33 protein-coding genes and 2 pseudogenes are annotated in these 23,191 nt (G+C 65.9%); 18 read left to right on the forward strand and 17 right to left on the reverse strand.

What is annotated here, in order from left to right; all coding sequences use genetic code 11:
• Positions 1–120: 120 nt before the first annotated feature.
• The 4 genes from M5I08_RS17715 to M5I08_RS17730 all read right to left on the reverse strand — a co-directional run bounded on the left by M5I08_RS17715 (position 121) and on the right by M5I08_RS17730 (position 1,392).
• Entirely contained in the window at positions 121–411 is a 291-nt protein-coding gene (locus M5I08_RS17715) for a hypothetical protein (protein WP_219070447.1), read from the reverse strand.
• Between the two features lie 75 nt (positions 412–486).
• Positions 487–705 carry a hypothetical protein gene (locus M5I08_RS17720; RefSeq protein ID WP_219070449.1) on the reverse strand — a complete coding sequence of 73 codons (219 nt, stop codon included), beginning with the start codon at positions 703–705 and terminating at the stop codon, positions 487–489.
• Between the two features lie 130 nt (positions 706–835).
• Positions 836–1,237 (reverse strand): type II toxin-antitoxin system VapC family toxin, encoded by a 402-nt coding sequence (locus M5I08_RS17725; protein WP_219070452.1) that lies wholly within the window; start codon positions 1,235–1,237, stop codon positions 836–838.
• Positions 1,234–1,392: a hypothetical protein gene (locus tag M5I08_RS17730; RefSeq protein ID WP_249762880.1), complete on the reverse strand. Its 159-nt coding sequence runs from the start codon at positions 1,390–1,392 to the stop codon at positions 1,234–1,236. The genes M5I08_RS17725 and M5I08_RS17730 overlap by 4 nt, the downstream gene beginning before the upstream one ends.
• On the opposite strand from M5I08_RS17730, the gene M5I08_RS17735 reads away from it, so the two are divergent.
• The 3 genes and pseudogenes from M5I08_RS17735 to M5I08_RS17745 form a co-directional block, all read left to right on the forward strand.
• Positions 1,381–1,992 (forward strand): IS607 family transposase, encoded by a 612-nt coding sequence (locus M5I08_RS17735; protein WP_219070478.1) that lies wholly within the window; start codon positions 1,381–1,383, stop codon positions 1,990–1,992. The genes M5I08_RS17730 and M5I08_RS17735 overlap by 12 nt on opposite strands.
• Before the next feature lie 140 nt (positions 1,993–2,132).
• On the forward strand, positions 2,133–2,537 hold the full coding sequence (locus M5I08_RS17740; RefSeq protein ID WP_219070456.1) for a hypothetical protein: 405 nt from the start codon (positions 2,133–2,135) through the stop codon (positions 2,535–2,537).
• A 97-nt stretch (positions 2,538–2,634) separates the two neighbouring features.
• Positions 2,635–2,884: pseudogene (locus M5I08_RS17745) on the forward strand (DUF1501 domain-containing protein); the annotation flags it as partial.
• 30 nt (positions 2,885–2,914) lie between these two features.
• On the opposite strand, the gene M5I08_RS17750 reads toward M5I08_RS17745, so the two are convergent.
• From M5I08_RS17750 to M5I08_RS17760, 3 genes are read right to left on the reverse strand one after another with little or no spacing between them, the layout of a single operon-like run.
• A complete protein-coding gene (locus tag M5I08_RS17750) occupies positions 2,915–3,745 on the reverse strand; it encodes an SDR family oxidoreductase (protein ID WP_249763394.1) in 831 nt (276 codons plus the stop codon).
• Between the two features lie 12 nt (positions 3,746–3,757).
• Entirely contained in the window at positions 3,758–4,570 is an 813-nt protein-coding gene (locus tag M5I08_RS17755; RefSeq protein ID WP_219070460.1) for an HAD-IIB family hydrolase, read from the reverse strand.
• A gap of 11 nt (positions 4,571–4,581) precedes the next feature.
• On the reverse strand, positions 4,582–6,108 hold the full coding sequence (locus tag M5I08_RS17760) for a hypothetical protein (protein WP_219070462.1): 1,527 nt from the start codon (positions 6,106–6,108) through the stop codon (positions 4,582–4,584).
• A 514-nt stretch (positions 6,109–6,622) separates the two neighbouring features.
• On the opposite strand from M5I08_RS17760, the gene M5I08_RS17765 reads away from it, so the two are divergent.
• Positions 6,623–6,922 (forward strand): hypothetical protein, encoded by a 300-nt coding sequence (locus M5I08_RS17765; RefSeq protein ID WP_219070472.1) that lies wholly within the window; start codon positions 6,623–6,625, stop codon positions 6,920–6,922.
• Positions 6,923–8,253: 1,331 nt separating this feature from the next.
• On the opposite strand, the gene M5I08_RS17770 is transcribed toward M5I08_RS17765, so the two are convergent.
• Positions 8,254–8,742, reverse strand: a complete 489-nt coding sequence (locus M5I08_RS17770; protein WP_370328503.1) for a MerR family transcriptional regulator — start codon at positions 8,740–8,742, stop codon at positions 8,254–8,256.
• A gap of 74 nt (positions 8,743–8,816) precedes the next feature.
• Here M5I08_RS17770 and M5I08_RS17775 point away from each other — a divergent pair, with 74 nt between their 5' ends.
• From M5I08_RS17775 to M5I08_RS26205, 6 genes are all read left to right on the forward strand, one after another.
• Positions 8,817–9,398 carry a hypothetical protein gene (locus tag M5I08_RS17775; RefSeq protein WP_249763396.1) on the forward strand — a complete coding sequence of 194 codons (582 nt, stop codon included), beginning with the start codon at positions 8,817–8,819 and terminating at the stop codon, positions 9,396–9,398.
• A 312-nt stretch (positions 9,399–9,710) separates the two neighbouring features.
• Complete coding sequence (locus M5I08_RS17780; RefSeq protein ID WP_249763397.1) at positions 9,711–10,418, forward strand: NAD-dependent deacylase; 708 nt, start codon at positions 9,711–9,713, stop codon at positions 10,416–10,418.
• Positions 10,419–10,560: 142 nt separating this feature from the next.
• A complete protein-coding gene (gene whiA / locus M5I08_RS17785) occupies positions 10,561–11,541 on the forward strand; it encodes a DNA-binding protein WhiA (RefSeq protein WP_249762881.1) in 981 nt (326 codons plus the stop codon).
• Between the two features lie 369 nt (positions 11,542–11,910).
• Positions 11,911–12,105, forward strand: coding sequence for a PIN domain-containing protein (locus M5I08_RS17790; protein WP_219068738.1), 195 nt, complete (start codon positions 11,911–11,913; stop codon positions 12,103–12,105).
• Between the two features lie 304 nt (positions 12,106–12,409).
• Positions 12,410–12,982, forward strand: coding sequence for a Uma2 family endonuclease (locus M5I08_RS17795; RefSeq protein WP_219068736.1), 573 nt, complete (start codon positions 12,410–12,412; stop codon positions 12,980–12,982).
• Positions 12,983–13,056: 74 nt separating this feature from the next.
• On the forward strand, positions 13,057–13,182 hold the full coding sequence (locus M5I08_RS26205; protein WP_255564734.1) for a hypothetical protein: 126 nt from the start codon (positions 13,057–13,059) through the stop codon (positions 13,180–13,182).
• A 25-nt stretch (positions 13,183–13,207) separates the two neighbouring features.
• On the opposite strand, the gene M5I08_RS17800 is transcribed toward M5I08_RS26205, so the two are convergent.
• Entirely contained in the window at positions 13,208–13,621 is a 414-nt protein-coding gene (locus tag M5I08_RS17800; RefSeq protein WP_219068734.1) for a type II toxin-antitoxin system VapC family toxin, read from the reverse strand.
• Positions 13,618–13,896, reverse strand: a complete 279-nt coding sequence (locus M5I08_RS17805; RefSeq protein ID WP_219068732.1) for a type II toxin-antitoxin system Phd/YefM family antitoxin — start codon at positions 13,894–13,896, stop codon at positions 13,618–13,620. The genes M5I08_RS17800 and M5I08_RS17805 overlap by 4 nt, the downstream gene beginning before the upstream one ends.
• Positions 13,897–14,044: 148 nt before the next feature.
• On the opposite strand from M5I08_RS17805, the gene M5I08_RS17810 reads away from it, so the two are divergent.
• From M5I08_RS17810 to M5I08_RS17820, 3 genes are all read left to right on the forward strand, one after another.
• Entirely contained in the window at positions 14,045–14,359 is a 315-nt protein-coding gene (locus tag M5I08_RS17810; protein WP_219068746.1) for a type II toxin-antitoxin system PemK/MazF family toxin, read from the forward strand.
• A 176-nt stretch (positions 14,360–14,535) separates the two neighbouring features.
• The gene (locus M5I08_RS17815; protein ID WP_249762882.1) at positions 14,536–14,790 is read left to right on the forward strand and encodes a type II toxin-antitoxin system Phd/YefM family antitoxin; all 255 of its coding nucleotides are present in this window, start codon (positions 14,536–14,538) and stop codon (positions 14,788–14,790) included.
• Complete coding sequence (locus tag M5I08_RS17820) at positions 14,783–15,196, forward strand: type II toxin-antitoxin system VapC family toxin (RefSeq protein WP_249762883.1); 414 nt, start codon at positions 14,783–14,785, stop codon at positions 15,194–15,196. Before M5I08_RS17815 ends, M5I08_RS17820 begins: the two co-directional genes overlap by 8 nt.
• 969 nt (positions 15,197–16,165) lie before the next feature.
• Here M5I08_RS17820 and M5I08_RS17830 read toward each other — a convergent pair.
• The 4 genes from M5I08_RS17830 to M5I08_RS17845 all read right to left on the reverse strand — a co-directional run bounded on the left by M5I08_RS17830 (position 16,166) and on the right by M5I08_RS17845 (position 17,181).
• Entirely contained in the window at positions 16,166–16,384 is a 219-nt protein-coding gene (locus tag M5I08_RS17830) for a hypothetical protein (protein ID WP_219068726.1), read from the reverse strand.
• Between the two features lie 136 nt (positions 16,385–16,520).
• Positions 16,521–16,697: a PIN domain-containing protein gene (locus M5I08_RS17835; protein ID WP_219068724.1), complete on the reverse strand. Its 177-nt coding sequence runs from the start codon at positions 16,695–16,697 to the stop codon at positions 16,521–16,523.
• Positions 16,698–16,783: 86 nt separating this feature from the next.
• Positions 16,784–16,924 carry a PIN domain-containing protein gene (locus M5I08_RS17840; RefSeq protein ID WP_219068722.1) on the reverse strand — a complete coding sequence of 47 codons (141 nt, stop codon included), beginning with the start codon at positions 16,922–16,924 and terminating at the stop codon, positions 16,784–16,786.
• On the reverse strand, positions 16,921–17,181 hold the full coding sequence (locus tag M5I08_RS17845) for an AbrB/MazE/SpoVT family DNA-binding domain-containing protein (RefSeq protein ID WP_219068720.1): 261 nt from the start codon (positions 17,179–17,181) through the stop codon (positions 16,921–16,923). Before M5I08_RS17845 ends, M5I08_RS17840 begins: the two co-directional genes overlap by 4 nt.
• A 152-nt stretch (positions 17,182–17,333) precedes the next feature.
• On the opposite strand from M5I08_RS17845, the gene M5I08_RS17850 reads away from it, so the two are divergent.
• The 4 genes from M5I08_RS17850 to M5I08_RS17865 all read left to right on the forward strand — a co-directional run bounded on the left by M5I08_RS17850 (position 17,334) and on the right by M5I08_RS17865 (position 20,391).
• Entirely contained in the window at positions 17,334–17,861 is a 528-nt protein-coding gene (locus M5I08_RS17850; RefSeq protein ID WP_249762884.1) for a Uma2 family endonuclease, read from the forward strand.
• Between the two features lie 95 nt (positions 17,862–17,956).
• Positions 17,957–18,241, forward strand: coding sequence for a type II toxin-antitoxin system TacA family antitoxin (locus M5I08_RS17855; protein ID WP_219068718.1), 285 nt, complete (start codon positions 17,957–17,959; stop codon positions 18,239–18,241).
• A complete protein-coding gene (locus M5I08_RS17860) occupies positions 18,238–18,543 on the forward strand; it encodes a hypothetical protein (protein WP_219068715.1) in 306 nt (101 codons plus the stop codon). Before M5I08_RS17855 ends, M5I08_RS17860 begins: the two co-directional genes overlap by 4 nt.
• A gap of 321 nt (positions 18,544–18,864) precedes the next feature.
• Positions 18,865–20,391, forward strand: coding sequence for a PE-PPE domain-containing protein (locus M5I08_RS17865; protein WP_219068713.1), 1,527 nt, complete (start codon positions 18,865–18,867; stop codon positions 20,389–20,391).
• Between the two features lie 128 nt (positions 20,392–20,519).
• On the opposite strand, the gene M5I08_RS17870 is transcribed toward M5I08_RS17865, so the two are convergent.
• From M5I08_RS17870 to M5I08_RS17880, 3 genes and pseudogenes are all read right to left on the reverse strand, one after another.
• Positions 20,520–20,879, reverse strand: a complete 360-nt coding sequence (locus tag M5I08_RS17870) for a hypothetical protein (RefSeq protein ID WP_219068711.1) — start codon at positions 20,877–20,879, stop codon at positions 20,520–20,522.
• A gap of 71 nt (positions 20,880–20,950) precedes the next feature.
• Entirely contained in the window at positions 20,951–21,307 is a 357-nt protein-coding gene (locus M5I08_RS17875) for a type II toxin-antitoxin system VapC family toxin (RefSeq protein ID WP_249763398.1), read from the reverse strand.
• Between the two features lie 134 nt (positions 21,308–21,441).
• Positions 21,442–21,597: pseudogene (locus M5I08_RS17880) on the reverse strand (type II toxin-antitoxin system Phd/YefM family antitoxin); the annotation flags it as partial.
• 290 nt (positions 21,598–21,887) lie between these two features.
• Here M5I08_RS17880 and M5I08_RS17885 point away from each other — a divergent pair.
• A complete protein-coding gene (locus M5I08_RS17885) occupies positions 21,888–23,111 on the forward strand; it encodes a class I SAM-dependent methyltransferase (RefSeq protein WP_219068707.1) in 1,224 nt (407 codons plus the stop codon).
• Positions 23,112–23,191 lie beyond the last annotated feature (80 nt).

Raw genomic sequence — 23,191 nt, forward strand, 5'->3', positions numbered from 1 at the left:
GCCGATAACCCCTCGCCACGGCCCGGGCCCGCCGTGCCCCACCCCGCCGTCGACACGACGACGCCGACGTGCCCGGTCGACCACGTACACGAACTGCGCCAGCGGCCACTCCCACCGCGCTCACCGAGATTGCCCGCCGAAGCTCATCGGCATTGCCCACCGGTTTGGCCTTGGCCGACAGCCGCGGGCCTTTTTGAAGCGGCCAAGGATCTCGGCTGCGCCGGTTACGACGCACTCGCCGCCGCGCTGGCTGCGTCGCCGTGGGCGCCCACCACGCAGGACGCGCTGCGCCGAACACTCGACGTCCAGCGACAGCTCGCCTCCCACGGGCATCACCGCCGGCCGCTGCGCCTCGTCGGCGCCAAAGCCAACGGTGACGTCGCGATTGCGCGAGCGCTGGGCGGAGTTCACCGGGAAGTCCGATCATCGGCGCGACGCTCGGCTGATCAGCTCCCCAGCGTCCGCCGCCGTCACTGCGCGTGCGACTCAGACGATCGGCATCTGCCCCGGCGCGTGCCGCACTTCGTCGAGTTCTGCCGCCGATAGCCGGATCTCGGGCGCGTACCGGCGCAACCGGTCGGCGGCCACGGTGCGGATCTCCTCGGTGACGACCCAGCCGCCGCCGGAGGCGACGCGAACGCGACGCACCCAGCCGGGGCGTTCGACGCTGGCCAACGGCAGCACACAGATCAACTCGGGGGCCACCGGCGCCGAACGGCGCCTCGCGCGGCGAGACCGACAGCGTTGCGCCCCAAAGGTTTTGGCCTGCAAATCGGCGGGAATTCGTAGCGTCCCGCCGGGTCTTGCCGGCTGTTGCCGCGCGGGCGCTTGCGGATCAGACCGGCGGTGGTTCAATCCGTTCGATCGGGTTGATGCGATCGATGGACCGGTCGAAAGAGGCTACCTTGATGACCCCGGCGCTCTCGGCGCACGCGACAAGGTATGCCTCCGCGAAGTCGATCCGGTCAGTCTCGTAGACCTCGACCGCACGCAAAAGAAGCGCCGGGTCCACGCAGGCAATGAAGTCGAATGCGATGAGCGATCTCGTGGCTTCGGCAACTTGGTCGCGGGCCGTTCGGTGAAAGGACTCCAACACGTACACCGTCTCAGCCACGACGAGGTCAGTGAGCAGTAACTCTTGCCCGGTCCCGAGGTACGCAGTCGCGCCGGCCGCCATCTCAGGCGGGTCGCCCGTCAGATGACGCGCAAGGACGTTGGTGTCAACGATCGCGGTCAACGGCGGTCTGCAGCTCGAGCGGCCCGGCTGCGGCGGATCACCTCATCCCACGCGACATCCCACGCGACGTTGCGTTTCGCCGCCGGGACACGGACAGTTCCGGCCAGGGTGAGGAAGTTCGGCGTCCGGGCCAGCACCGCTCGATTGCCTTCCACCCGGAAGATCACGTCGTCGCCCTGGCGTACCGGTGGTTTCGAGAGGGCACGCTGCCGGTTCCGGCGGTGCGGGTGAATGAGCGCACGGTCCTGGTGTCGCCTGACGTGGCGCCGGGTTCACCGGCTCCGGCGTTCGGGTTGTATGCGCGGGTCTCCTCGCATGATCAAAAGGCCGACCTGGATCGTCAGGTGGCGCGGCTGACGGGGTGGGCCGCTCAGGCGGGTGGAACGGTGGCGCGGGTTGAGGCCGAGGTTGGATCCGGGATGAACGGGTCACGCGCAAAGGTACGGCGGCTGTTGGCCGACCCAAAAGTGACCGTCGTGGTGGTCGAGCACCGGGATCGATTGGGGCGGATGAACACTGAGCTGGTGGAGGCGGCGCTGGCGGCGCACGGTCGCCGGTTGGTGGTACTCGACGACAGTGAGGTCGACGACGATCTGGTGCGCGACATGGTGGAGGTGCTCACACGTTTCTGTGCGCGGCTCTATGGTCGCCGCAGTGCTCGAAACCGTGCGTTGAAGGCGGTTGGCTGCGCGCAGCGTGATATCGGCCCGAAGGCGGTTGTCGGTGCCGGGAGCAAAGATAACGGCCGTGAGTAAACGTGCGTTGCGGCGGATCGGTGATCCAGTGGCGGCGGCCGGGCCCGCCGGTGTTCGGGTGCGCACCCGGCTGCACCTGACCGAGGAGGACGCTGCAGCTCGACAGCAAGCCAGAGGAGCCACCAGAGACCGATCGTGGCATGAGCGAACGCCACCGGTGGATGCCGAACTACATCACCGACCTCTGCCGGCGGATGGAGTACTCGGCTTTTCCCGAGCACGAGCTCGTCGACGCCGACGGTGTGTGCGTCGCACGGGCGGACGTGTGTGTGGTGCCCGCCAACATGGTCTTTGAGGTCCAGCAGCGCAACACAGATTTCAAGGGCCGGACGGCCGCACGCGTTAAAGGTGGTGCGGTGCAGACAGTTTGGATGCTGTCGCATGATGCGAACGCAAAGGGATGTGTTAAGGCACTGTTCTCGCTGCCGGCGGCGCGGTTCAAGGTGCTCGATCGCCGGCTGCCGCGAAAAGAGCAGTGGGAGCGCGAGTTCGAGCCGTGGCTGGACAGTGCGGCGCTCGACGAGTTCGCGGTGGTCGGTGTGTGATCCAGACGCGACGGCCCTCCAGGACCTCACGCAGAAACACCTGCAGGTCCAGCTTGCACGTGCGCAGATAGGGCGGCTCGTCAATCAGCTGCCACGTCGTCGCCCACAGGCCAACGCCTCGCAGGGCACCGATCACGGCACCGCGGGCCCGGTGTTCGTCGCCGGCGCGCCGGTCAAGGGCGGCTTCTACGGCGACGAGCCCAGCCTGACCGACCTGGACCACGGCGATCTCAAACCCACTACCGACTTCCGTGACGTGTACTACGAGCTGTTGACGCAGACGCTGCAGAGCGACCCAGACGCCGTCGGTCGGGAACGGCCGGCGCGCTGGGCTTCCTCTGATCTGATCTGAGCGACGGCCTTCGGTCTGAATCTCGCTACACCGGCTTCGCCAGCTCCGCCACCCGCGCCCGGGTCGCCGCCCACAACGTCCCCGGCACCGTGCGCAGCTGCGGATGCCGGGTGGCCAGCTCGACGTCCACCGGCCGCGGCGCACCGAGTCCACCGCCGGGCGCCACGGCCGGCGGTACCGGCCGGCCCAGCAGCCCGGCGATCTGGGCCGCCCACTCGGCCTTCGTCACGGCCTCCACCCCGACAGCGTGATAGATCCCCGACACAGCTTCCGACGTGATGATCCCAGCGGTCAGCCGGGCGACGTGGGTCACCGGAATCGGGAAGCGCCGTCGCCGATCGACGGCCAGCGGTGCACCAGCCAGGGCCGCACGCACCGCGTCGGCGACGAAGTCTTTCGAGCCGAACAGCAGCGGCAACCGCAGCACCACGTTGCAACCGCAGCCCAAAACCAGCTGTTCGGCCTCGGCCTTGTGGCGGCCGTAAACCTGCAGCGGCGCCACCGCGGCGTCTTCGAAATATGTTCCGGCGCTGCCGAACACATAGTCCGACGAGTAGTAGATAACCCGGCGCCCGGTGCGTGCCGCCACCGCGGCCACCCGCTGCACCCCGGCCACGTTGGCCTCATACGATGCCGCCGGGTCGCGCTCGCAGCGATCCGGATCGGCGATCGCGACGGCGTAGATCACCACACCCGGATCAGCCGCCGCGATGCACGCCGCCACTGCATCGTCGTCGCCGACGTCAACCTCGCTGCGCGTCAACCCGTGGACCGAGAACCCGTATCCGGGCAGTAGATCGCACAGCGCGGCGCCGACTCGTCCGCCGGCACCGAGCACCAGCACATGAACGGTCATCACAGATCGAGCTCAGCGCGACACCGTGATGCGGCCCAGCCAATCGGCGACCGCTTCCGAGCCGGGCCCGTCGATGTGTTCGCACGACACGGCCTTCGCGCGTTCACTGGCCGCGCCCACTGCCACGCCGTAATGGGCAAGCTGCAGCATCGGGGCGTCGGAGTCACTGTCCCCGAACGCAACGACGTCGGCCGGGGTGATCTGCAAGCTCCGGCACAGCTCGGAGACCGCGATCCCCTTGTCGATGCCGCGGGCCTGAATGTCGCAGCAGTCCCAGCCGCTGGTCACCGCGGTCAGATCGTCGCGAACGGCCAGCTCGTCCAGCACGTCCGCCCGGGCCGACGTGCTGCCCCGACACATCACCTTCAGCACCGATTCACCGAGCAGCTGCGCCAATGCGTCGGGAGTCCCGCGCTCGTCGGCGGTCAGCCCGGTGACCTGCTCCTCGTGATCGGTGGCCGCCGCGGGCGCGACCGCCAGCCAGCGCGACGGCTGGTAGACGTTGACCGCGCCGCCGGTGTCGGCGAATGTGCGCAGCGCCCCGGTCAAGCGGGCATCCACCACGAAGGTTTCGGCGATCAGCTGCCGACCGCAGTCGCGGACCACCACCGCGCCGTTGAATCCGATCAGATGCGCGGCGACATCCAGCTGCCGCGCGAGTAGCTGCAGTGAGCCGATCGGCCGCGAGCTGGCGAAAGCCAGCTGCAGACCGCGGTGCCGCAGGTCGCGCAGCGCCTCCGCGGTGCGCGCGGAGAGCGGGGTGTAGGCGTCCAGCAGCGTGCCGTCGATATCGAGCACGACCAGGCGCGCGCGAACATCAGCCACCCCAGGCCCGACTAGCTGTCGAATCGCCACTCAGTGGCGCCCCGGTCGGTGCTTCGGTTCAGGGCACGGCGGTACAGCTCCTCGGAGTCGTCTGGCTCGGTCGCGAGGCGCTCCAGCACCTCGGCCAGCCGCAGCGCTCCGATGACGTAGATGGCCACCGAGACGTTCGGGGATGCGCAGGGGTGGACGTGGAACGGCATGTCCGAGCAGAAGTGCATGGCCTCGTTGAACAGGATGCGCGACTCGACCCGTCCGAAATCCGTGTGCAAGATATCGGCGATGCTGCCCCGCATCAGCTGATGCAGCTCGTTGTAAACGTCTTCCAGCCGCGGCGATGTGAGGGTGAGCTCGACGACGGCCGTGTCACCGGCCACCGAGTGGCTCACCTGGTGCCGACCCTCGTGCAGCAGGTCGTAATGCCCGTTGTAGCTGTGGGACAGTTTGCCCAGGTCATAGTAGATGTCGCAGACCGGGTAGCCGCGCGGATCGACCAGCCAGAATTTTTTCGACTCCTGGTCGTAAAGGATGTTCTCCAAGTGCAGATCGCCGTGGATATACGGCGACACACCCTCCGGCGTGAGTTCGGCGACCGCGTTGGCGTCGTGCTCCAGCTGCAGCAGCATTGCCGGGACATTGGGAATGACCCGCCCGTTGACTTGCAGCCGGCGGCTGCGTATCAGCGGGCCGAAATCCGGATCCAGGTCGACGGTGACCGCAAGCCGATTCCACACCCTGGTGAAGTGGTAATCCCGCAGGTAGTTCGCCGGTGTCGCACTCGAATGCTTGCGATACGCCTGGCTGTATTCGTAGTCGAGCACCTGTTCGAGCACTGACGCGGCGTGCCGCGGGGTGATCTGGAGGTTCAGCAGCAGGTCGCGAAGGCTCGGGTGACCGACATACTCCAGCCCAAGGCGGGCGGAATGGGCTTCCACATCAGAGAACAGCATCTCGGGGTAGCTGTCGCGCAGCGCTCTTGGAAGGCGGGCGTAGAACCGTGCCTCGTCGCGCAGCTTCATCGAACCGCGACCGGTGGCTTGCTTGCGAAAGTACGGCTGTACACCGGATTTCGCGAACGATCCGCCGACGCGAATCGCATCGTTGGCCGTGATTCCTTCAAAGTCGTACCGGTGCAACTTTTTAATGTCGGTGAGCTTGCGCAGGCTGTCCTCGAAATCTCGGTGGTTTCGGTGATTGAGCCGCAACAAATCAGCCCGTGCCAGCCGGGCGGCGATTATCCGGCCGTCGACGCCGGAGTTCCATGCGATGAAATGCGCCGGGAGCCGCGCTGACCGCAACGTCAGCAGCCGAATCACCGACGGTGTCAGTTGCCCCTCGGAGCAGATCACCACCACGTCGTCCGGGGCATGGCCGTCCGGTATTCCGCCCTGATCCTGAAAGCGGTCCAACACGTCGTTGAGATCGTCATCATCGCCCAGGTCGATCACCTGATCGATGCCGTACCACTGCAGCCAGGTCCGGGTGGTTTCGGTCAGATCGTCCAGATCGTCGCCGACACACCCGCGGTGCCGCTCGCCCACGATTATCCCGAGCATGCGCAGGCTGCGTCGAGCACCCGGACGGAGACCGGATTGATCACGGTTGTCTCATCCTGTTCCCGCAAGCCGACGACAGCGGAGATGGGGAGATAGTTGAGTGCCGTTCCCGCCCAGGGCATGGGCTCGCGACGACCAATCGGCTTGCGAACGTTTACTCCCAGGACAGAACCGTACCAGCAGGGAGCCAAACACTCTTCATTGCTGCCGGTCTGGCGCGATGGCGTCGGCGACGGCCCGCTGGATGCGCGCGACGTCCGCGCCTGACAGAACGCACAGGAAACTTTCTTGAAATTTGATAATCTCTCAGCCGTCGCTCAGCTACAGTTGGGGCGGTATTGGGTCCATGTGCACTGGGGGCAGGTCATGCAACGCAATCTCGTTCCCTACGCAACCCCCGACATCTCGCAGGGCCTCAGCACGCTGTTCAGCGACCTGTCGACCGGTGCCGCGAACCCGGGACCAACCCGATCTCGCTGCTCAGCGAGGGCGCGCTGGGGTGCTTAGCAGCGCCGATGCGTCCAATGCAGCGTCCACCGCCGTCACCGACAACGTCGAATCGGCGCTGCGCAGCGGCGACTCCACGGCCATGACCGACCTGGAAAACGCCGGCACCACGGTGCTGTACGCCTACCTCAACGGCTACCCGGACGCCGTCGGCTCCGGCAACGACCTGTCCCCGGATTCGGCCTACTCACCAACACCGCCGACGGCGCGGCCACCGGCCAGCTCGACGGTCTTGCGCAGGTCAGCAACACCATCGCCGACGAGGTGTCGGCGCTCGGTGGCAGGGATTTGACGACCAGCCCCACCGTGCTGGGACCGGGCACCCTGGACCTGTCGGTCAACGTCGACTCGCTGCTGAACACCCTGGGCACGCGTCTTCCATCCAGTCGAAGTTCTCCCTTGCAAGAACCTAGCACACATGCTATATAAAAACCTATGTCAGGTCGCACAGGTGATCTGATCGAATCTTAGGAGGTCAAGGTGGCCGGCAGCGGCGAAAAGAGGCCCTTTAGCGCCTAACCGCGAGGACCGGGCGGCGGTCGCCTTCAGGTCAAGGAGGTGAGAAAGATGACCACCGACACCCTGACTGATGCTCTGCCGCAAGAGGCGGAGACGATTGTGCGGGCTGAATGGATGCGCCTGCTCTACGCCACCCCACCGAGCCAGCATCAGGTCACCCCAGCTTGCGCCGAGATGCCCGCCGCCCGGCCCCGCCCTCCGCAGGTCGCCACCTGTACCGCAACGCGTGATCGGCCCGGCGCTGCGCGACCCCGTTATCGAAAACAGTGGCCTGCCGGCGGGCGGTCGAGTCGACCAGTTCGACCAGTGTGGCCCACACAACGGTCTCCTCCGCCGTCGCACAACCGACCTCGTTCGAAGCGAGTTGCCGAACAACGGAGGTGATGTCCCTAAGCGATGAACACGAGCTGGCAGTGACTCGCGTGCCGCCCACAGCTACCCCCATTATTAAGCGCCCGACGCAGGCCCTGGTCTGCGTGCGCACCGCCACCGATGTGGCGCCCCAAGAAGAGTGGGCCGTGCGTGATGTCACCGCACAGTCCGGCTAGGCCCCGCTGCCCCAATTCGTTGCTCTCCCTCGGCAGCGGGGCTCGCTGTCCCGCAGTAGGCGCTACTGGTAGTGGTGGTCGCTTCGGGAAAGTTTCGGTGTTAGCCGAAGCCAAGATCCTGCGGCCCCGATGGTGGGCTGCTGGGTCATGGCATGCGCGGGAACCGCCCGCGTGATCGTCCCGCAGGGCGGTTCCCACCCTCGCGAGCCGCACTACCGCAGTGATGAAAAGTTTGGGATATATCTGTTCTTCAATGGGCGTTGCGTCGATGAGCGCTGAGTCGCCGAACCAGGATCTGTACGGCTTCGCCCTTGAGTTACGCAAGTTGGCCTACACCATGCCGCCCGGCTGTGAAGACCCGCTCGTCCGCTTGAGCGAGCGGACGGTGCACCATGCTCTACAACAGTCAGCGGCCGCGGGTCGACCACGATCGCGGACGGGGGTAGCTGTCGCCCGGCGTGGGGTCGCCTTAGAAACCGAACGAAACTGATTGTTTCGAAGGCCCGTAAGGGGATCGATCCCCTTACGGGGCGGCGCCGCGGAGCCCTTGCCACGGTCAACCGACTGGGGCTAGCGTCGCTGCGCCATGATCTCGGTCTGCCAGCGCTGCCCGGGCGGAACCACCACCCGCCAGTTCAGCGACCCAGGCACTCCCTTCGTTCTTCCCGGCGGCACTGTGATCGACCGCCGGTTTGCGGTCGGCCTTCAGTTTGGCGTTAAGCAGCTTCAAGGCGGTGTAGCCGGCTTGCAGCTGGCTATTTTTGGTCTCTAGGTCCAGAATCTGCGCAATCCCGGCGAGGTTGACGCCTTGGTCGACCAGTTCGGTGATCCGCTGCAGGCGCTGCAGATCGTTGTCGCTGTAGCGACGGGTGCTCCCAGCGGTGCGAGCCGGGCTCAGCAGTCCGCGGCGCTCATAGAGAAGGCCAAGCCGCGGCGCATCGAGATCAGCCACGACGGCCAGCAGACAGCGATCAACGCCTAACAGCCGTAGGGCCGACGTGTCACTCGATGACGAGGAGGTGATGCGCCGACAGTCCAAACCCACGCGGTGAACCCTCGTGCCGTCCACAAATACTGCGACGTATTCGACACGCGACAGACGCACCCCGGTTGGCCGGCATGCTCCTGGCCTGCTACGGCCCCACCGCCCGGGGCAAGGTCAACGCCGCCGCCGCCGAATACGCCGGCGTCACCGCGGGCACGGTGCGCCGCTGGATCGCCGGCGGCAAACCCGCCCGCCGCCGCGCGACATCCTGCCCGCCGGCGCGGATCGCCCGCCTGCAGCGCGGACCCGACCTCGCCGAACACCGCAACCAGCAGCGCCACGCACACGCCCTGGCCGCCATCGACAGCCTCGCCGCCGGCCGACCGCCCCAACCCGGCTGGCGCAAACAAGGCTGGCTTGATCAGCACACCGTCGCCATCATCGCGATCCACCAAAAACCTTGGCGCCAAGTGGTGGTCACCAAAGCCAACGATCGCGCGCTGGCCGAACTCGCCCGCCGCGGCGTCATCATCGACACGATCAAAACCCCGACCAGGTTTCACGCTGTGGCGCTGGCCCACACCGTGATGGCCCGCCAGCAAGCCTGGCGGGTGCATCCCGCCGCCGACCAGCTGGCGACCGGCCGCACACAGGTGTGGATGAACGACGCCCCACCAGTCGACCTGGCCGCCCTGGCCGCCAGCATGCGCCGCTGATCGCGGCCGGCCGACACGCGGGATAGCTGTGTCCGCGGGCGCGTGGCCGCCTCGGCTAGCGTGGGGCAGTGGCCCTAGAGCCGGCGAGCTGAGGCGAAAACACGGTCACGACAAGCAGCGCTGGAACACCTGTCTTATCGAGGCCCGGGAGTGACGGTGGTGGTGATGACGAGCAGGATCGCGTGGACAGCCGGAAGCACTATCAGGCCATGAACACAGGCGGAGAAGCCACGACCTTGCACCAGCGCCCAGCGTAGGAGATGCAGTGGAGCGCAGCGGAATGGTGACGATGTGGTAAGCGGGCCGTCAGTGGTGATATTGACGGGTGCGGGCATTAGCGCCGAGTCAGGTTTGTCGACGTTTCGTGGCCCGGACGGATTATGGGCGGGTGAGCGGGTCGAGTCTGTAGCAACGCCAGAGGGGTTCGCTGCTGACCCTGCGCGTGTGCAGCGGTTCTATAACCGATTACGCGGCCAGCTTGGCGAGGTGCATCCGAATCCGGCTCATGAGGCGCTGGCTCGGCTGGAATGTCATCTGGGTTCGAGGATGCTTCTGGTGACTCAGAATATTGACGATCTTCATCAGCGCGCGGGAAGTACACGACTGACGGCGATGCACGGCGAGTTGAAGAAGATCCGTCATGTTGAGACCGGTGAGGTATTGGACTGGCCTTACGACGTCAAGGAATCGGAGACGGTCTGGCGCCCGCATGTGGTGTGGTTCGGGGAGCGAACTATCGGTCTCGATGTAGTTATGGAGAAGCTGACCGCCGCGAGTGTGTTCGCCGCGGTTGGTACCTCGGGGACGGTATATCCCGCCAGCAGGTTTGCTGAGATCGCTAAAGCTGCAGGGGCGGTGACAGTGGAGATCAACCTGAATGCCACTGGCTCTGTGGGATACGACTACGCCTGGGTCGGGCCGGCCAGCCAGCTGGTTCCGGAATTGGTGGATCAGATCATCACGACGGGTTCGATCACTTCGGGCAGTCGCCAGACGGGGCACCGACTAATGGCCGATTAGGTGTCGAAATATGAAGGGGGAGCGCATGTCTGGAGAACGCCGCCCGGCTCCGCAATCTCATCAAAGACTGACGGTGGCCGGCTGGCCGTGTCCGCGGGCGCGCGGCCGCCTCGTGGGGAAATTGTCACAGGAAAGGGGCCCCATGGGCGCGAACACGTCGTGGGACATCGGCGGCGCGGCGGTCGGCGAGCTGTGCCGGCTGACGGTGATGCCGGCGTCGGCGCGGCGCGCGCAGGTGGCCACCTTGCTGCGGTGCGCCGGCGCTCGCGTGCGCGTGGTGGCGGGGCGAAGCGTGTTGAGCGCCGAGCTCGACGACGAGCGCACCGCGGCGCGGCTGCGCGCCGACCTTGCCGCCGGCTATGGCTGTCAGGCCGCTATCCGGACCCGGCCGCGCCCGCCGCGGCATGTGGTGGGCGTGAGCGGAGACGGTGAGTCGCTGGCGCGGCGGGCCGGCCTCCTCGACGCGCACGGGCGTCTGGTGCGCGGGTTGCCGGCCCAGCTGGTCGGCGGGCAGATCGCCGCCGAGGCGGTGTGGCGGGGCGCGTTTCTAGCTTGCGGAAGCCTCGACGAGCGTGCGATCAGGCTGGACTGCCCGACTCCAGAGGCCGCCCTGGCGCTGGTGGGCGCGGCCCGCCGCCTCGGCGTCCGCGCCCGCGCCCGCGACGCAGGCGGCGTCGACCGGGTGACGGTGCGGGGTCGCGAACACATCGCGCTGCTGCTGGCGCGGATCGGCGCCGGTGAGACCGTGCGGGCGTTACAGCAGCGCTGGGCGGTGCGCGGCGCCCGCCCGCGGCAGCCGGGTGAATTCGCCGGCGCCAACCAGGCCCGCGCAACCCAAGCCGCCGCCGACACCGCCGCCCGGGCGCGCCGGGCCCTGGAAATCCTCGGCGACGGTGCGCCCGCGCAGCTGGTCCAGGCCGCCAGGCTGCGCATCGAACACCAGCAGGTCCCGCTGGGTCAGCTGGGCCGGCTGGCCGATCCGCCGCTGAGCAAAGACACCATCAGCGGCCAGCTGCGCCGGCTGATGGCCCTGGCCGACCGCGCCGCCGCGGCCGCGGGCATCCCCGACACCCAATCCCAGGTGGCGGCCGCCGAGCCCAGCGCCTGCCGAAACGCATCTTGATGCGGGCGCGCATTTCAGACGAGTCGATTGAGGAGGCGCTGGCCTCGTACCCATTCCCGATCATCTTCGATCCTGCTGCGCCCCACCGGTGCCGAAGTCGTTGCGTCGAAGGAGCGGCCGCAAGCCGGGTGGGCAGCCCGGGCATCCCGGGTCGACGTTGCGGTTGGTGGATGACCCGGACGAGACCGTGCACCATGAGCCGGGCGCCTGCGTCGGTTGCGGCGCGGATCTGGCGGGCGCTGCGCAAGTGGGGGTGCGGGCGCGTCGAACATCGCATCGCTGAAATGTCCCTCATCCAGCCCCGCGGCACAGCGGGCATTTCTCGCCGACGTCCTCACCGTCACACCGGTCTGCGCATATGACCGATCGGTGGCCGAGCACCATGCCGCTTTGTTGGCCTCCACCGCACGCGAACGCCGGCGACGAGGCCCCCATGACCTCATCGTGGCCGCCACTGCCCGCGTCACTGGCCGCACCATCCTCACTACCGACCGGCACGCGCGGTTTGACGAGCTGCCCGACGTCAACGCGCGCGCCATCGCCAGCCAATTGACGAGGAATTGAAATCGGCGCAGTCGCGACACTGTGTCCGGCAAGCACTTTCATGTCCGGCGCCCAGTGTTGGCTCATCCGTACGGCGCTATGCCTGAAACGTCGCTGCGACAAAAACCGCGGTTTCGATTCCGGCTCAGTTCAATTGGCGCCTCGGTGATGCGCGCCGCGACCCTCTGGCCGCGAAGCCCGCCCAGAAACGACGGGTCTGTGGACAGCTGGCGGCCCTTGTCATCGGGATACGCCAGACTCGGATCCCGATCGCCCGTCGAGCGTAGTCTGCAATCACTCGAGTTCCACCGGGAGGAGGTGCGCTGTGACCGAGCTTGCCCATCTGCCACGTGGATTGCTGAGCCTAGAGCAGTGGGATGCGCTCGAACTCGACGCGACGCGACGGTGGGAGCTCAGTGAGGGGACACTCGTCATGTCGCCGCCTCCGGAACTGTGGCATCAGCGCATTTCGAAAAGGCTTGTCCGCATTCTCGATGATCACCTGCCGGATGGCTTCGAGGCTGTTCCCGGGATCGAGGTGATCACGAGCCCATCGTTCCCGCCGAGCGTCCGTGAGCCTGACATCGTGGTGGTTCCGGATCGCGTGTTCCAGGGACGCCTTGCCCGGATTCCGGCAGCCGATGCTGTGCTCGTCGTCGAGATCGTATCGCCGGGCTCGCGTGGGCGAGACCACGTCATGAAGTCGCACGAGTACGCCAAGGCGCGCATCGCGAACTACTGGATCGTCGATCCCGACGCACCGATTGATGACCGATTTGTCGTCTACCGCCTCGACGGCGAAATCTATCGACAAGTTGCGGCGCTCGACGGAGACCGGGTCCAGGTGCACCAGCCGACAGACATGCAATTTTCGTTGGATGCGTTGACCGGCCACTAGCACGCCTCTTTCGCCTTGAGCGGAACGACGTCACCGAATTCGACGAACGCGCCGGCACTCCAGGGCTGCACACGGTGGCCCCCAGGGTCAGGGCGGAGCGGCGCGCGAGTCTGCTGCCGCCGGACCTGTTCAACCGCTTCGTCAACGACGCGTTCTGGCGCGATCCGAAGAACGTCCCCGAGGGCCTGCAGGTCGTGTGAGGGCTCGTCGAGCTCGAGCGGGCGGTTAGGGAACTGCGGCACCGGGTGATGCGGATGCCAGGCCGACCTCACGGCAACCGTCCAACAGCCGGTGATCGTAGGTGACGAACACGGCAAGTTCCCGCTCGATATGGGCGGCGGCTGCGAGATGAATGGCATCGAGAGAGCACAGAGTGGGCGGGCCAATTGTTTCCGCCAGAGCGATCACCGGTTCGGCGAGCGGAAGGATGTCGAGCCCGTCGAGCAGATAGCGCGCGCGATCAGCCAGGCCCGGTTCCCCGTATCGGGCAACAACTCTCATCAATTCGACCCGGCCAAGCGCGCTGGTCACCGCGTATTCGCCCTGCCCGCTTTGCGCGGTGAGCCAGGTCTGCAGTTCGGGCGTCTCCGGCTCGGCGATGAGCAGCTTGGCCAGGGCCGAGGTGTCCAGGTAGATCACTGCTCGTTGCGTATCTCGTTGAGGACATCGGACAAGGTGCGCTTGCCGTCCCGCGCGGGTGCGGCCGTGACGTCCAGAAGGTTTTGCGGGTGCCGCGCCGGAATCAGGGCACCGGCATCGATCAGTGCTTCGCGAGACCGTGCCGGGGCCTGCACGGGGACGAGTCGGGCTACGAGTCGTCCGTTGCTGGTGACGCCGATCTCCTCGCCGGCTTGCACCCGGGCGAGGTATCGCGATGCGTGCTGCCGCAACTCGCGAACTCCGATTGCCTCCACCCACCTACCGTAGCACGCAATGTGCTACACCGCTGATACTCGCGGCCATGGGAGGGGAATACGACGCCGGATCCAGGATGCTCGCGGCCAGCCGAGCGCTACGCGATCACAGTTGACTGCGAAGGAGCCAGCGCAGCTGTGAACGACAATCCTTGGCGCCGTCCGCGCCGGCGAACCCGGCAAACACCGCCCGGCCGTCGTCGTCTCTGTCGACGACTTACTCGCCGGCATCGACGACGAACTCGTTGTCGTCGTGCCGGTGTCGAGCTCGCTGACCGGCAACCCGTTGCGACCACAGCTGTCACCGAGCGAAGGTGTGGACACAGAAAGCGTCGCGGTCTGCCGCGCCATCCGTGCCGTCGCACGTACCCGCCTATCGCAGCGGATGGGCAGCTTGGCGCCTGAGACGATGCGCCAGATCGAGCGCGCTCTGTCCCTGATTCTGGACATCCAAATCGCTTAAATAAGGCCTTAAATAAGGCCTTAAATAAGGCCTGGTGGAGACAAGCGGGTGATTCTGCGGTGGAAGGCGGCGTGTGGCAGCGTGCGGATGATCGGTTCCGCCGTTGCCCGTGCCATGGCCCTTGGGGTGATTGGCGCCGTGGATAGCCTGGGTAGCACGCGTGCTACCCTCCCGGTGTGGCCAAGCAGATCACCCAGCGGGAGCTGCGCAATAACAGCGGCGACATTATGCGCCGGCTCGACCAAGGCGAGTCGTTCGTCGTGACCAGGAATGGAGTCCCGGTCGGCGAGCTTTCCCCGCTGCGCCGCCATCGATTCGTCAGCGCCGAGGCGGCCGTCGCCGCGTTCAGGGGCGCTCCGCCGGTGGGGTTCGACCGGTTCCGAGCAGATCTCGATCGGGCCGCCAGCCAGGAGATCATGCCCCGTGGCTGAGACTCCTCGACCGTCGCGCGGGCTCATCGACACCTCGGTCGTGATCGATCTGGATCACATCGACGCCGAGCAGCTCCCGATGGAACTCGCCATCAGCGCCCTTACCACGGCCGAGCTCGCCGCCGGCCCGCACGCGACAGCCGACGCCGGCGAGCGAGCACGACGTCAAGATCGGCTACAACGAGCCGAGGCCAGCTTCGATCCCCTGCCGTTCGATAACGACTCGGCGAGAGCCTACGGACGCGTCTACGCCGCGATCGTCGCGACGGGGCGCAAGGCACGTGGCCCGCGAGCCGTCGATCTGTTGATCGCCGCCACCGCCCTGGCCGCCAACCTCCCGCTCTACACGCGCAACGTCGATGACTTCCGAGGGCTTGAACACCTCCTGACCATCGTCGGAGTCTGAGCCGACCGGTTCAGCCGAACACAACACTGGAAACCCGTGATAAACGAGCAGCTATCAGGGGGGCTTCGCCCCGGGGTGGGGGATGGAAATGCGTCGAGTGTGCGGTTTTGTACGCGACACGCCGCGCGCTGGCGTACAGAACCACACACTCGACGCATACCCTTATCCGGCGCGACCGCCGACCAGGGCTTTTGTCGTATTTCCGAGAGAAAGGGGAGTAGTCATGCGAGTCACCGCCGTTGCCACACGCACCGGGGGGTGGTGGGCGGTCGAGGTGCCCGAACTCCCCGGGTTGTTCACGCAGGCACGCCGTCTCGATCAGGTTGCTGCCGTCGTCGCAGATGCCGCGCGCTTGTTGACGGATGTCGCTGTCGAGGTGACAGTCCGACCGGCCCTCCCTGACGACATCCAGTCCGCCGTCGAACGGGTACGTGCCGAAGCCGCCGAAGCCGACGCAGCCCAGCGGCGCGCTGCGGAGGATGTTCGTGGCTTGGTCGCTAGTCTCAGGGCGAAGGGCTTATCGGTCCGAGACGTGGGAACGGTTCTCGGCGTGTCACCGCAACGGGTGTCGCAGCTATCCGCCGGGCGAGTAAGCGCCTGATCCCGTAGCGACCGTATTCACGCTGGCAGCCCCGGCCGGGCACACCACACCCGCGCAGCAGGCCGGAATCCTCGGCATCGAGTCGGGCGATGATACGGCCAGGCGCGCCACGGGCGGAGAGACGAAACGCCTCCCACGACAGTGGGCAGGACCACACCAGGAGTGGTGGTTCAGCCTGTGCCCGTTGCGGCAGTGGATGTTGAAGCAGGAAGCAACCCAACAGCGGCGTAAGCCGCCACGGGAATCCTCGCCCTTCAGGCGGGGAGCACGTCAAGAATTCACGCAGTTGAGCGCCGATGTTTGTAACCTGCCGAAAGCACTTGCCGCCCAGAGTCTTTCGTCATTACGGCATGCATACCGCGTGAGACTCAGACGATCGGCATTTGCCCCAGTATGTGCCGTACTTCGTTGAGTTCTGCCGCCGATAGCCGGATCTCGGGCGCGTAGCGGCGCAACCGGTCGCCGGCCACGGCGCGGATCTGCTCGGCGACGGCCCAGCCGCCGCCGGAAGCGACGCGAACCCGACGCGCCCAGGCGGGGCGTTCGACGCTGGTGAACGCCAGCACACAGATCAACTCGGGGGCCACCGCCGTCGGCGCCGAACGGCGCCTCGCGCGGCCACACCGATAGCGTTGCGCCCCAAAGGTTTTGGCCCCCAAATCAGCGGGAGTTCGTGGTGTCCCGCCGGGTCTTGCCGGCTGTTGCCGCGCGGGCGCTTGCGGATCAGACCGGCGGCGGTTCAATCCGTTCGATCGTATTGATGCGATCGATGGACCGGTCGAAAGAGGCTACCTTGATGACCCCGGCGCTCTCGGCGCACGCGACAAGATATGCCTCCGCGAAATCGATCCGGTCAGCCTCGTAGACCTCGACCGCACGCAAAAGAAGCGCCGGATCCACACACACACAACGGAGTCGAATGCGATCAGCGATCTCATGGCTTCGGCAACGTGGCCGCGGGGCGTTCGGTAAAAGGACTCCACCACCTACACCGTCTCAGCCACGACGAGGTCAGCGAGCAGTAACTCTTGCCCGGTCCCGAGGTAGGCAGTCGCGCGGGCCGCGATCTCAGGCGGGTCGCCCGCCAGATGACGCGCAAGGACGTCGGTGTCAACGATCGCGGTCAACGGCGGTCTGCAGCTCGAGCGGCCCGGCTGCGGCGGATCACCTCATCCCACGCGACATCCCACGCGACGTTGCGTTTCGCCGCCGGGACACGCACAGTTCCGGCCAGGGTGAGGAAGTTCGGCGTCCGGGCCAGCACCGCTCGATTGCCTTCCACCCGGAAGATCACGTCGTCGCCCTCCTTGAGGCCGAGCGCATCCCGCACCGCCTTCGGGACGGTCACCTGCCCCTTTGATGTCAGCTTGGCCGCAGCGTCCATCGCTATTCCTTACTATTCCTTACTATTCCTTACTATTCCTTACTATTCGCTCGAGGTAAGGATACGCGGCGGGAGTCAGGCAACGTCGATGCTGCGAGATTCCCAGCCGAGGGCAACCATGCGGAGCCCACGCCGTCCGTCATGGGCTCAGCGTGGTGCACATCGACGGCGATTACGCCCGCACCGCCGAAGATGCGGCCGCTCACCGCCCACGCCCCACAGCAGCGATGAAACTGTGGCATCAGCGCATTTCGAAAAGGCTTGTCCGCATTCTCGATGATCACCTGCCGGATGGCTTCGAGGCTGTTCCCGAGATCGAGGTGATCACGAGCCCATCGTTCCCGCCGAGCGTCCGTGAGCCTGACATCGTGGTGGTTCCGGATCGCGTGTTCCAGGGACGCCTTGCCCGGATTCCGGCAGCCGATGCTGTGCTCGTCGTCGAGATCGTATCGCCGGGCTCGCGTGGGCGAGACCACGTCATGAAGTCGCACGAGTACGCCAAGGCGCGCATCGCGAACTACTGGATCGTCGATCCCGACGCACCGATTGATGACCGATTTGTCGTCTACCGCCTCGACGGCGAAATCTATCGACAAGTTGCGGCGCTCGACGGAGACCGGGTCCAGGTGCACCAGCCGACAGACATGCAATTTTCGTTGGATGCGTTGACCGGCCACTAGCACGCCTCTTTCGCCTTGAGCGGTCGGGAGGCGACGCAACGGAGGCAAACCGCCGGGTCGTCTATGCGTACGTACCGAGTGAGTACAACGGCGGGATGGCTTCCGTCGAACACAAGAGCCATGGGCGAATCAACCTGCGGGTAGACGCAAACCAAGAGGCCCGTCTGCGCGCTGCCGCGGAGGCGGCCGGCGAGACACTGACGGGCTTCATGCTTTCGGCTGCAGGAGAGCGCGCCACCCACGTCCTCGAAAATGCCGGACGTATCGCCATTAAGAGCGCGGCATTCGAACGGTTCGTCGCTGCACTCGATGCCGAGATTGAGCCGATGCCAACCCTGAGCCGCTACGCCCAAGAGCCAAGCCCGATCCCATTTCGGTGAACGGCGGGAAGCTTCGACCCGTCGAGCTGCTATCCGTCGAGCATCGCCTCGATCGGTTCGACTCCGGAGTCGCCGATCTTGATCGCTGGTTGCGAAACTCCGCGCACATCGCCGCCTTAGCTGGCACCGCAGCCACCTACGTGCTGCGCCGAGGCGACACGGTCGTGGGCTACTACGCGCTGGCGATGAGCGCGGTCACTCACGACCGCGCTCCCTCGCGCCTACGACGAGGGATGCCCGACCCGGTGCCGGCCGTACTGCTGGCGCGCCTTGCGGTCGACCGCAGCGAGCAGGGTCCCTAGACAGAGGCACGGTGGGGTCACCGACGATCAACCGGCCGCAGCGGCCACCCCTACACTTCGGCCATGCGACGCCGATTACGGCCGGACGGCAGACCACGCCGAGCGGTCGGCCGTTCCGCCGTGCTGGTTGGTAGCGGCGGCCTGATGTCTTGGCCACCAACATCTTTCCGGGTGCGACCCGCGCACCAGGTTTAGCAAAATGTGTGCGTTTGACTCACAATGGTTGGGGTGTTCTACTGCGGGCGGACCCGTCGCCGTCTCTGACCAGAGAGGTCGTCATTGTCAGGTCGTCGGTTTGCCCATGTCACCACCGGTATCGTCATGGCCGGCGTCGGCCTGATCGCTGTGCCGCCGACGTTGTCACCGGGACCACAAGCACGCGCGGTCAAGCTCACCAGCATTGACACCGCGGATTCGCCGCTGGGCGACGGCACGGCGTTAGTCGTCGGCCCCAGCGGCATCCCCATCCCTCCGCAGGGTTATGTGGATGCGGTCGACCAGCTCTACCTGGCGCCACGCGGCTTCGACGGCACTCTGCAACCGGTGGACACTCCCGAGGCCTTGTACCCGATCACCGGCGTCAAGAGCTTGCCCTTCGACACCTCGGAGGCCCAGGGCCAACAAATCCTCGACACCGATATCCTGCATCAGATCGCCGGCGGGCACGTGGACGCCGAAAACCCGGTCGTGGTGTTCGGCTACTCCCAAAGCTCGGTGATCTCGTCGGATTTGATGCCGGAGCTCGCCAAGCAAGGCGTGCCCAGCGACGACGTTCATTTCGTGCTGGTGGGCGACGAAAGCGCGCCCAACGGGGGTTCCCTCTCAAGCTTCGACGACCCCGTCGGCGCCGACCCGTCGGTGCCCGCCCTGGGCCTCACCTTCACCGGCGACCAACCCAGCGACCTCTACCCCACCGACGTGTACACCTTGGAATACGACGGCTTCGCCGACTTGCCGCGCTACCCAATCGACGAGCTGTCCACCCTCAACGCGCTTTCCGGCATCACTTTCCAGCACCTCACCTATGCAGATCTGTCCCCCGAACAAATCCAAGACGCAATCCAACTGCCGACGTCGGTGGCCGACACCCTGACCAACTACTACGTGATTCCCGACCAACATCTGCCGCTGCTGGAGCCGCTGCTGTCGCTCGGCCTGAAACCGTTGTATGACCTGTTGGAACCGGACACCCGCATACTGGTGGACCTGGGCTACGGCAGCCTCACCGAAGGCTGGAACCAAGGACCGGCGAACGTGGCTACCCCGGTCGGGTTTTTGCCGACCGATATCAACCTCAGCCAGCTTTTCACCGACTTGGTCAACGGGGCACAGCAAGGCATCACGACCGCGCTCGGCGATCTACACAATCCGGCCGCCGACCAGACCGCGGCGTTGGACGCTCTCTCGCCCTTGGTGGGCGCCGCGCATACCTTGGGTTTCACCGATGCCACCACCCCGTCGCAGCTGCTGGCGAATCCGTCGGAGCTGCTGGAGCTGGCGCGCACCGTGCTCGAGGAGTTCGCCGGTTTCCCGACGTCAAATGCCACATTGGCCTCCTCGCCGTCCGACATCGTCAACGATCTCAGCGGCACGCTCTCGGCCGACTACGCGACGCTGCTCCCCATCGCCGACACCATCAACGCGCTGCTTACCAGCCTCCCGACGGAAGTTGGCAATGTCTTCGCCGACCAACTCCAGGCCGGTGACCCGCTCGCCGGGCTCGCCGACGGGATCGGTATCACCGCAGGATTGCTCCCGTTCGCGCTGGCGTACGCGGTGATCCCACCCGTCGCGGAGAACCTCGGCGGTACCCTGGTCAACCTAGTGGACCTGCTATCGGGGATCTGACCCAACCTGCGCGCAGGGCTCTCAGCCGCTCGGGTCCCCCTCGTCACCGGCGCCGCGAATCGAGGCGAGAGTCGTCTGAAGCCTCTGCGTTAGGTGCGTTGCCGACGCCCACCGACGACCGGCAAAGATCAAGCAGGCCCGGCGCTGTCGTCCTCGCGCCCACCGGTCAACCCGGTCAATAGGGCTGTGATGTGGGCGAGCCCGGCTGCGGTCGTGTCTAGTTGTCCGCGCACATCGGCGAACCCGCTGTCCATCCGGGCCCCCAGGTCGATCAGATCGTCGCGCATGGCGTTGAAGCTCGCAACCGTGGCCTGCCGAAAACCGCGGATCTCGCTGCGCGCTTGTTCGACGTCCCGATCGGCTCCCCCCGCAAGCACTCGCGCGGCAACCTCGTCCTGCCTGGCTTCCTGCAGCTGTTCGGCGAGCTCATCGACACGCGCCTCCGGCGCATCCATTCGGGATTCGAGGTTCCCGGACGGCTCGGTCATGTCGCAAAAGCCTACCGGGATCTCGCCACGAGCGTCTCCGGTGCGCGGACTCGACTGGCCCGCAAGGTGCGCTATTCCACCGGATCGGCGATACGGAACCCAAGCATCACAGCCACCGATTTCATGGTCATGTCGTGCGTGGTGATAACAAGGTCATCGAGGCCGGAACGCAACGCCGACGCGAGGTGAATGGCGTCGAGCGTGCGAATGTGAGGGATGATTGCTTCCGCTTCCTGCAAAACGGCGTGGTCGAGCGGGATCGTGTCGATGTAGTCCAGAATCTGGTCGCGGTCGGCGACCGGCAAGCTCTCCCGTCGCAATACGCGAGTGATCTCGGTGCGGAGGATGCGTGAGGAAACGACGCGATCAGCGTCTCTGCCGGTCGTGCTGTCGAACCATCGGGCCGCTGACGGCGAATGGGCGAGCATGATGCGCACCGCGACCGAGCTGTCGAGGTAATGGTGAGTCACCACAGGCCCTTTTCTTCGTTGAGAAGCTCATCGATTGTCGATGCCGTGGTGAGGTCGTGGCGGGCGATTGTGCGGGTACGTGCGGGTCCGTTTGCCTTCCGGGGAATAAGGGCTGCCGACGAGACCGCGGGAAGGATCGTGCCGATCCGGCGGTTATGGCGGGTCAGCGCGTACGGCTCGCCCCCTTCGAGGCCGGCGATCATTGGAGCAGGATTCTGGCGCAGCTCACCGACGGAGATGGACTTCATGCGGCCAAGATACCAGCGAATTATCTACTTTTGTCTACTTTGTTCGTTCGTAAACCGCATCGCCAGTCGCCAGACCTCACCGCGGCGCACAAAAGCGCGCCGGGGTCTCGATGCGAACGCCTTCGGGTATGAACAAACGTGGAGCGGTTGCCGGACCCCGCGTGCGGGCGGAACGGGAGTAGCCCATAATCGCTCCGGGGATGAGAAGACGATCTGTGGATCCGCTGACGCTCTCGGCCGAAGCGTTTCATCCTTGACCGAAGGTTGACCGCGAAGGAGCCAGCGCTGAGATGAATGACAACCCGCGTGCCGATGTGGTCACTCGCCAGTACGAGCGCTACCGGTACCCGCAACCGATCGAGGACCTGGAAGTTTGGCTGGCCAACAACTGGGAGTGGTACGACCCCAGCCACGCGCACCGGGTTTTCTGGCCGGACCGGGAATACCAGCCCGATCTTGACATCTTGATCGCGGGCTGCGGCACCAACCAGGCGTCGGTTTTCGCGTTCATGAACCCCGACGCCAAAGTGGTGGCGATCGACATCAGCCAGCCCTCGCTGGATCATCAGCAGTACCTCAAAGACAAGCACGGGCTGTTCAACCTGGAGTTGAACCTGCTGCCGATCGAGGAGTTACCCTCACTCAACCAGGATTTCGACCTGGTCATATCGACCGGTGTGCTGCATCACCTGGCCGACCCGCAGGTGGGAATGAATGCGGTGGCCAGTTGTTTGCGACCCGACGGCGCCATGGGCATCATGTTGTACGCGAAGTACGGGCGATTCGGGCTCGAACTGCTGCAGCAGTTCTTCCGCGACTTAGGTCTGGGCCAAAACGAGCCGTCAATCGCTCAGGTGCGGGAGACGCTTTCGTTGCTGCCCGCCGCTCACCCGGTGCAAAGCTATTTGAACATGGCGCGGAATTTGCAATCCGATGCCGTGCTGGTGGACACCTTCCTGCACGGCCGCGAACGCAGCTACACCGTCGACGACTGCATCGACCTGGTCACCACGGCCGGGTTGGTGTTTCAGGGCTGGTTCAACAAGGCGCCGTACTATGCGCACGAACTGTTCGCACGTCCCAACACGATTTATCCGGCCATAAATGCGTTGCCGGAACCGGCGCGGTGGTCGGCGATCGAACGTCTGCACACAGTGAACGCCTGCCACTTCTTTATGGCGTGTCGCCCGGAGCGACCGAAAGAGTCCTACACGATCGACTTCTCGACGCCCGACTGCCTGGATTACGTGCCGTTGATGCGGATGCGGTGCGGCCTGTCCGGCAACGAAATATTCCGGTCGGACTGGCGGGCAACGCTGAACTCCGCCCAGTTGCCTTTCGTCCAGCAGATCGACGGCCATCGCACGATCCGAGAGATCGCCGCCTCGATGCACAGCGGGCCGTCAGCGCGGGGCAGCGTGGCCGACGTGGAGAAATTCGCCCGCAAGCTGTTCCAGGCGCTGTGGCGCCTCGATTTCCTGGCTATGTCGCTGAACTCGGGCCCGCAACGCTAGCGCCGTCATTCGCGCGCCGGACCTGACGGCTCGGCGTGTCATCTCCACGGGCCTTCAGCCGCGGATAACCGCGGTCGGAC

It is taken from the genome of Candidatus Mycobacterium methanotrophicum (assembly GCF_023515995.1).
Classification (GTDB): Bacteria; Actinomycetota; Actinomycetes; order Mycobacteriales; family Mycobacteriaceae; genus Mycobacterium; species Mycobacterium methanotrophicum.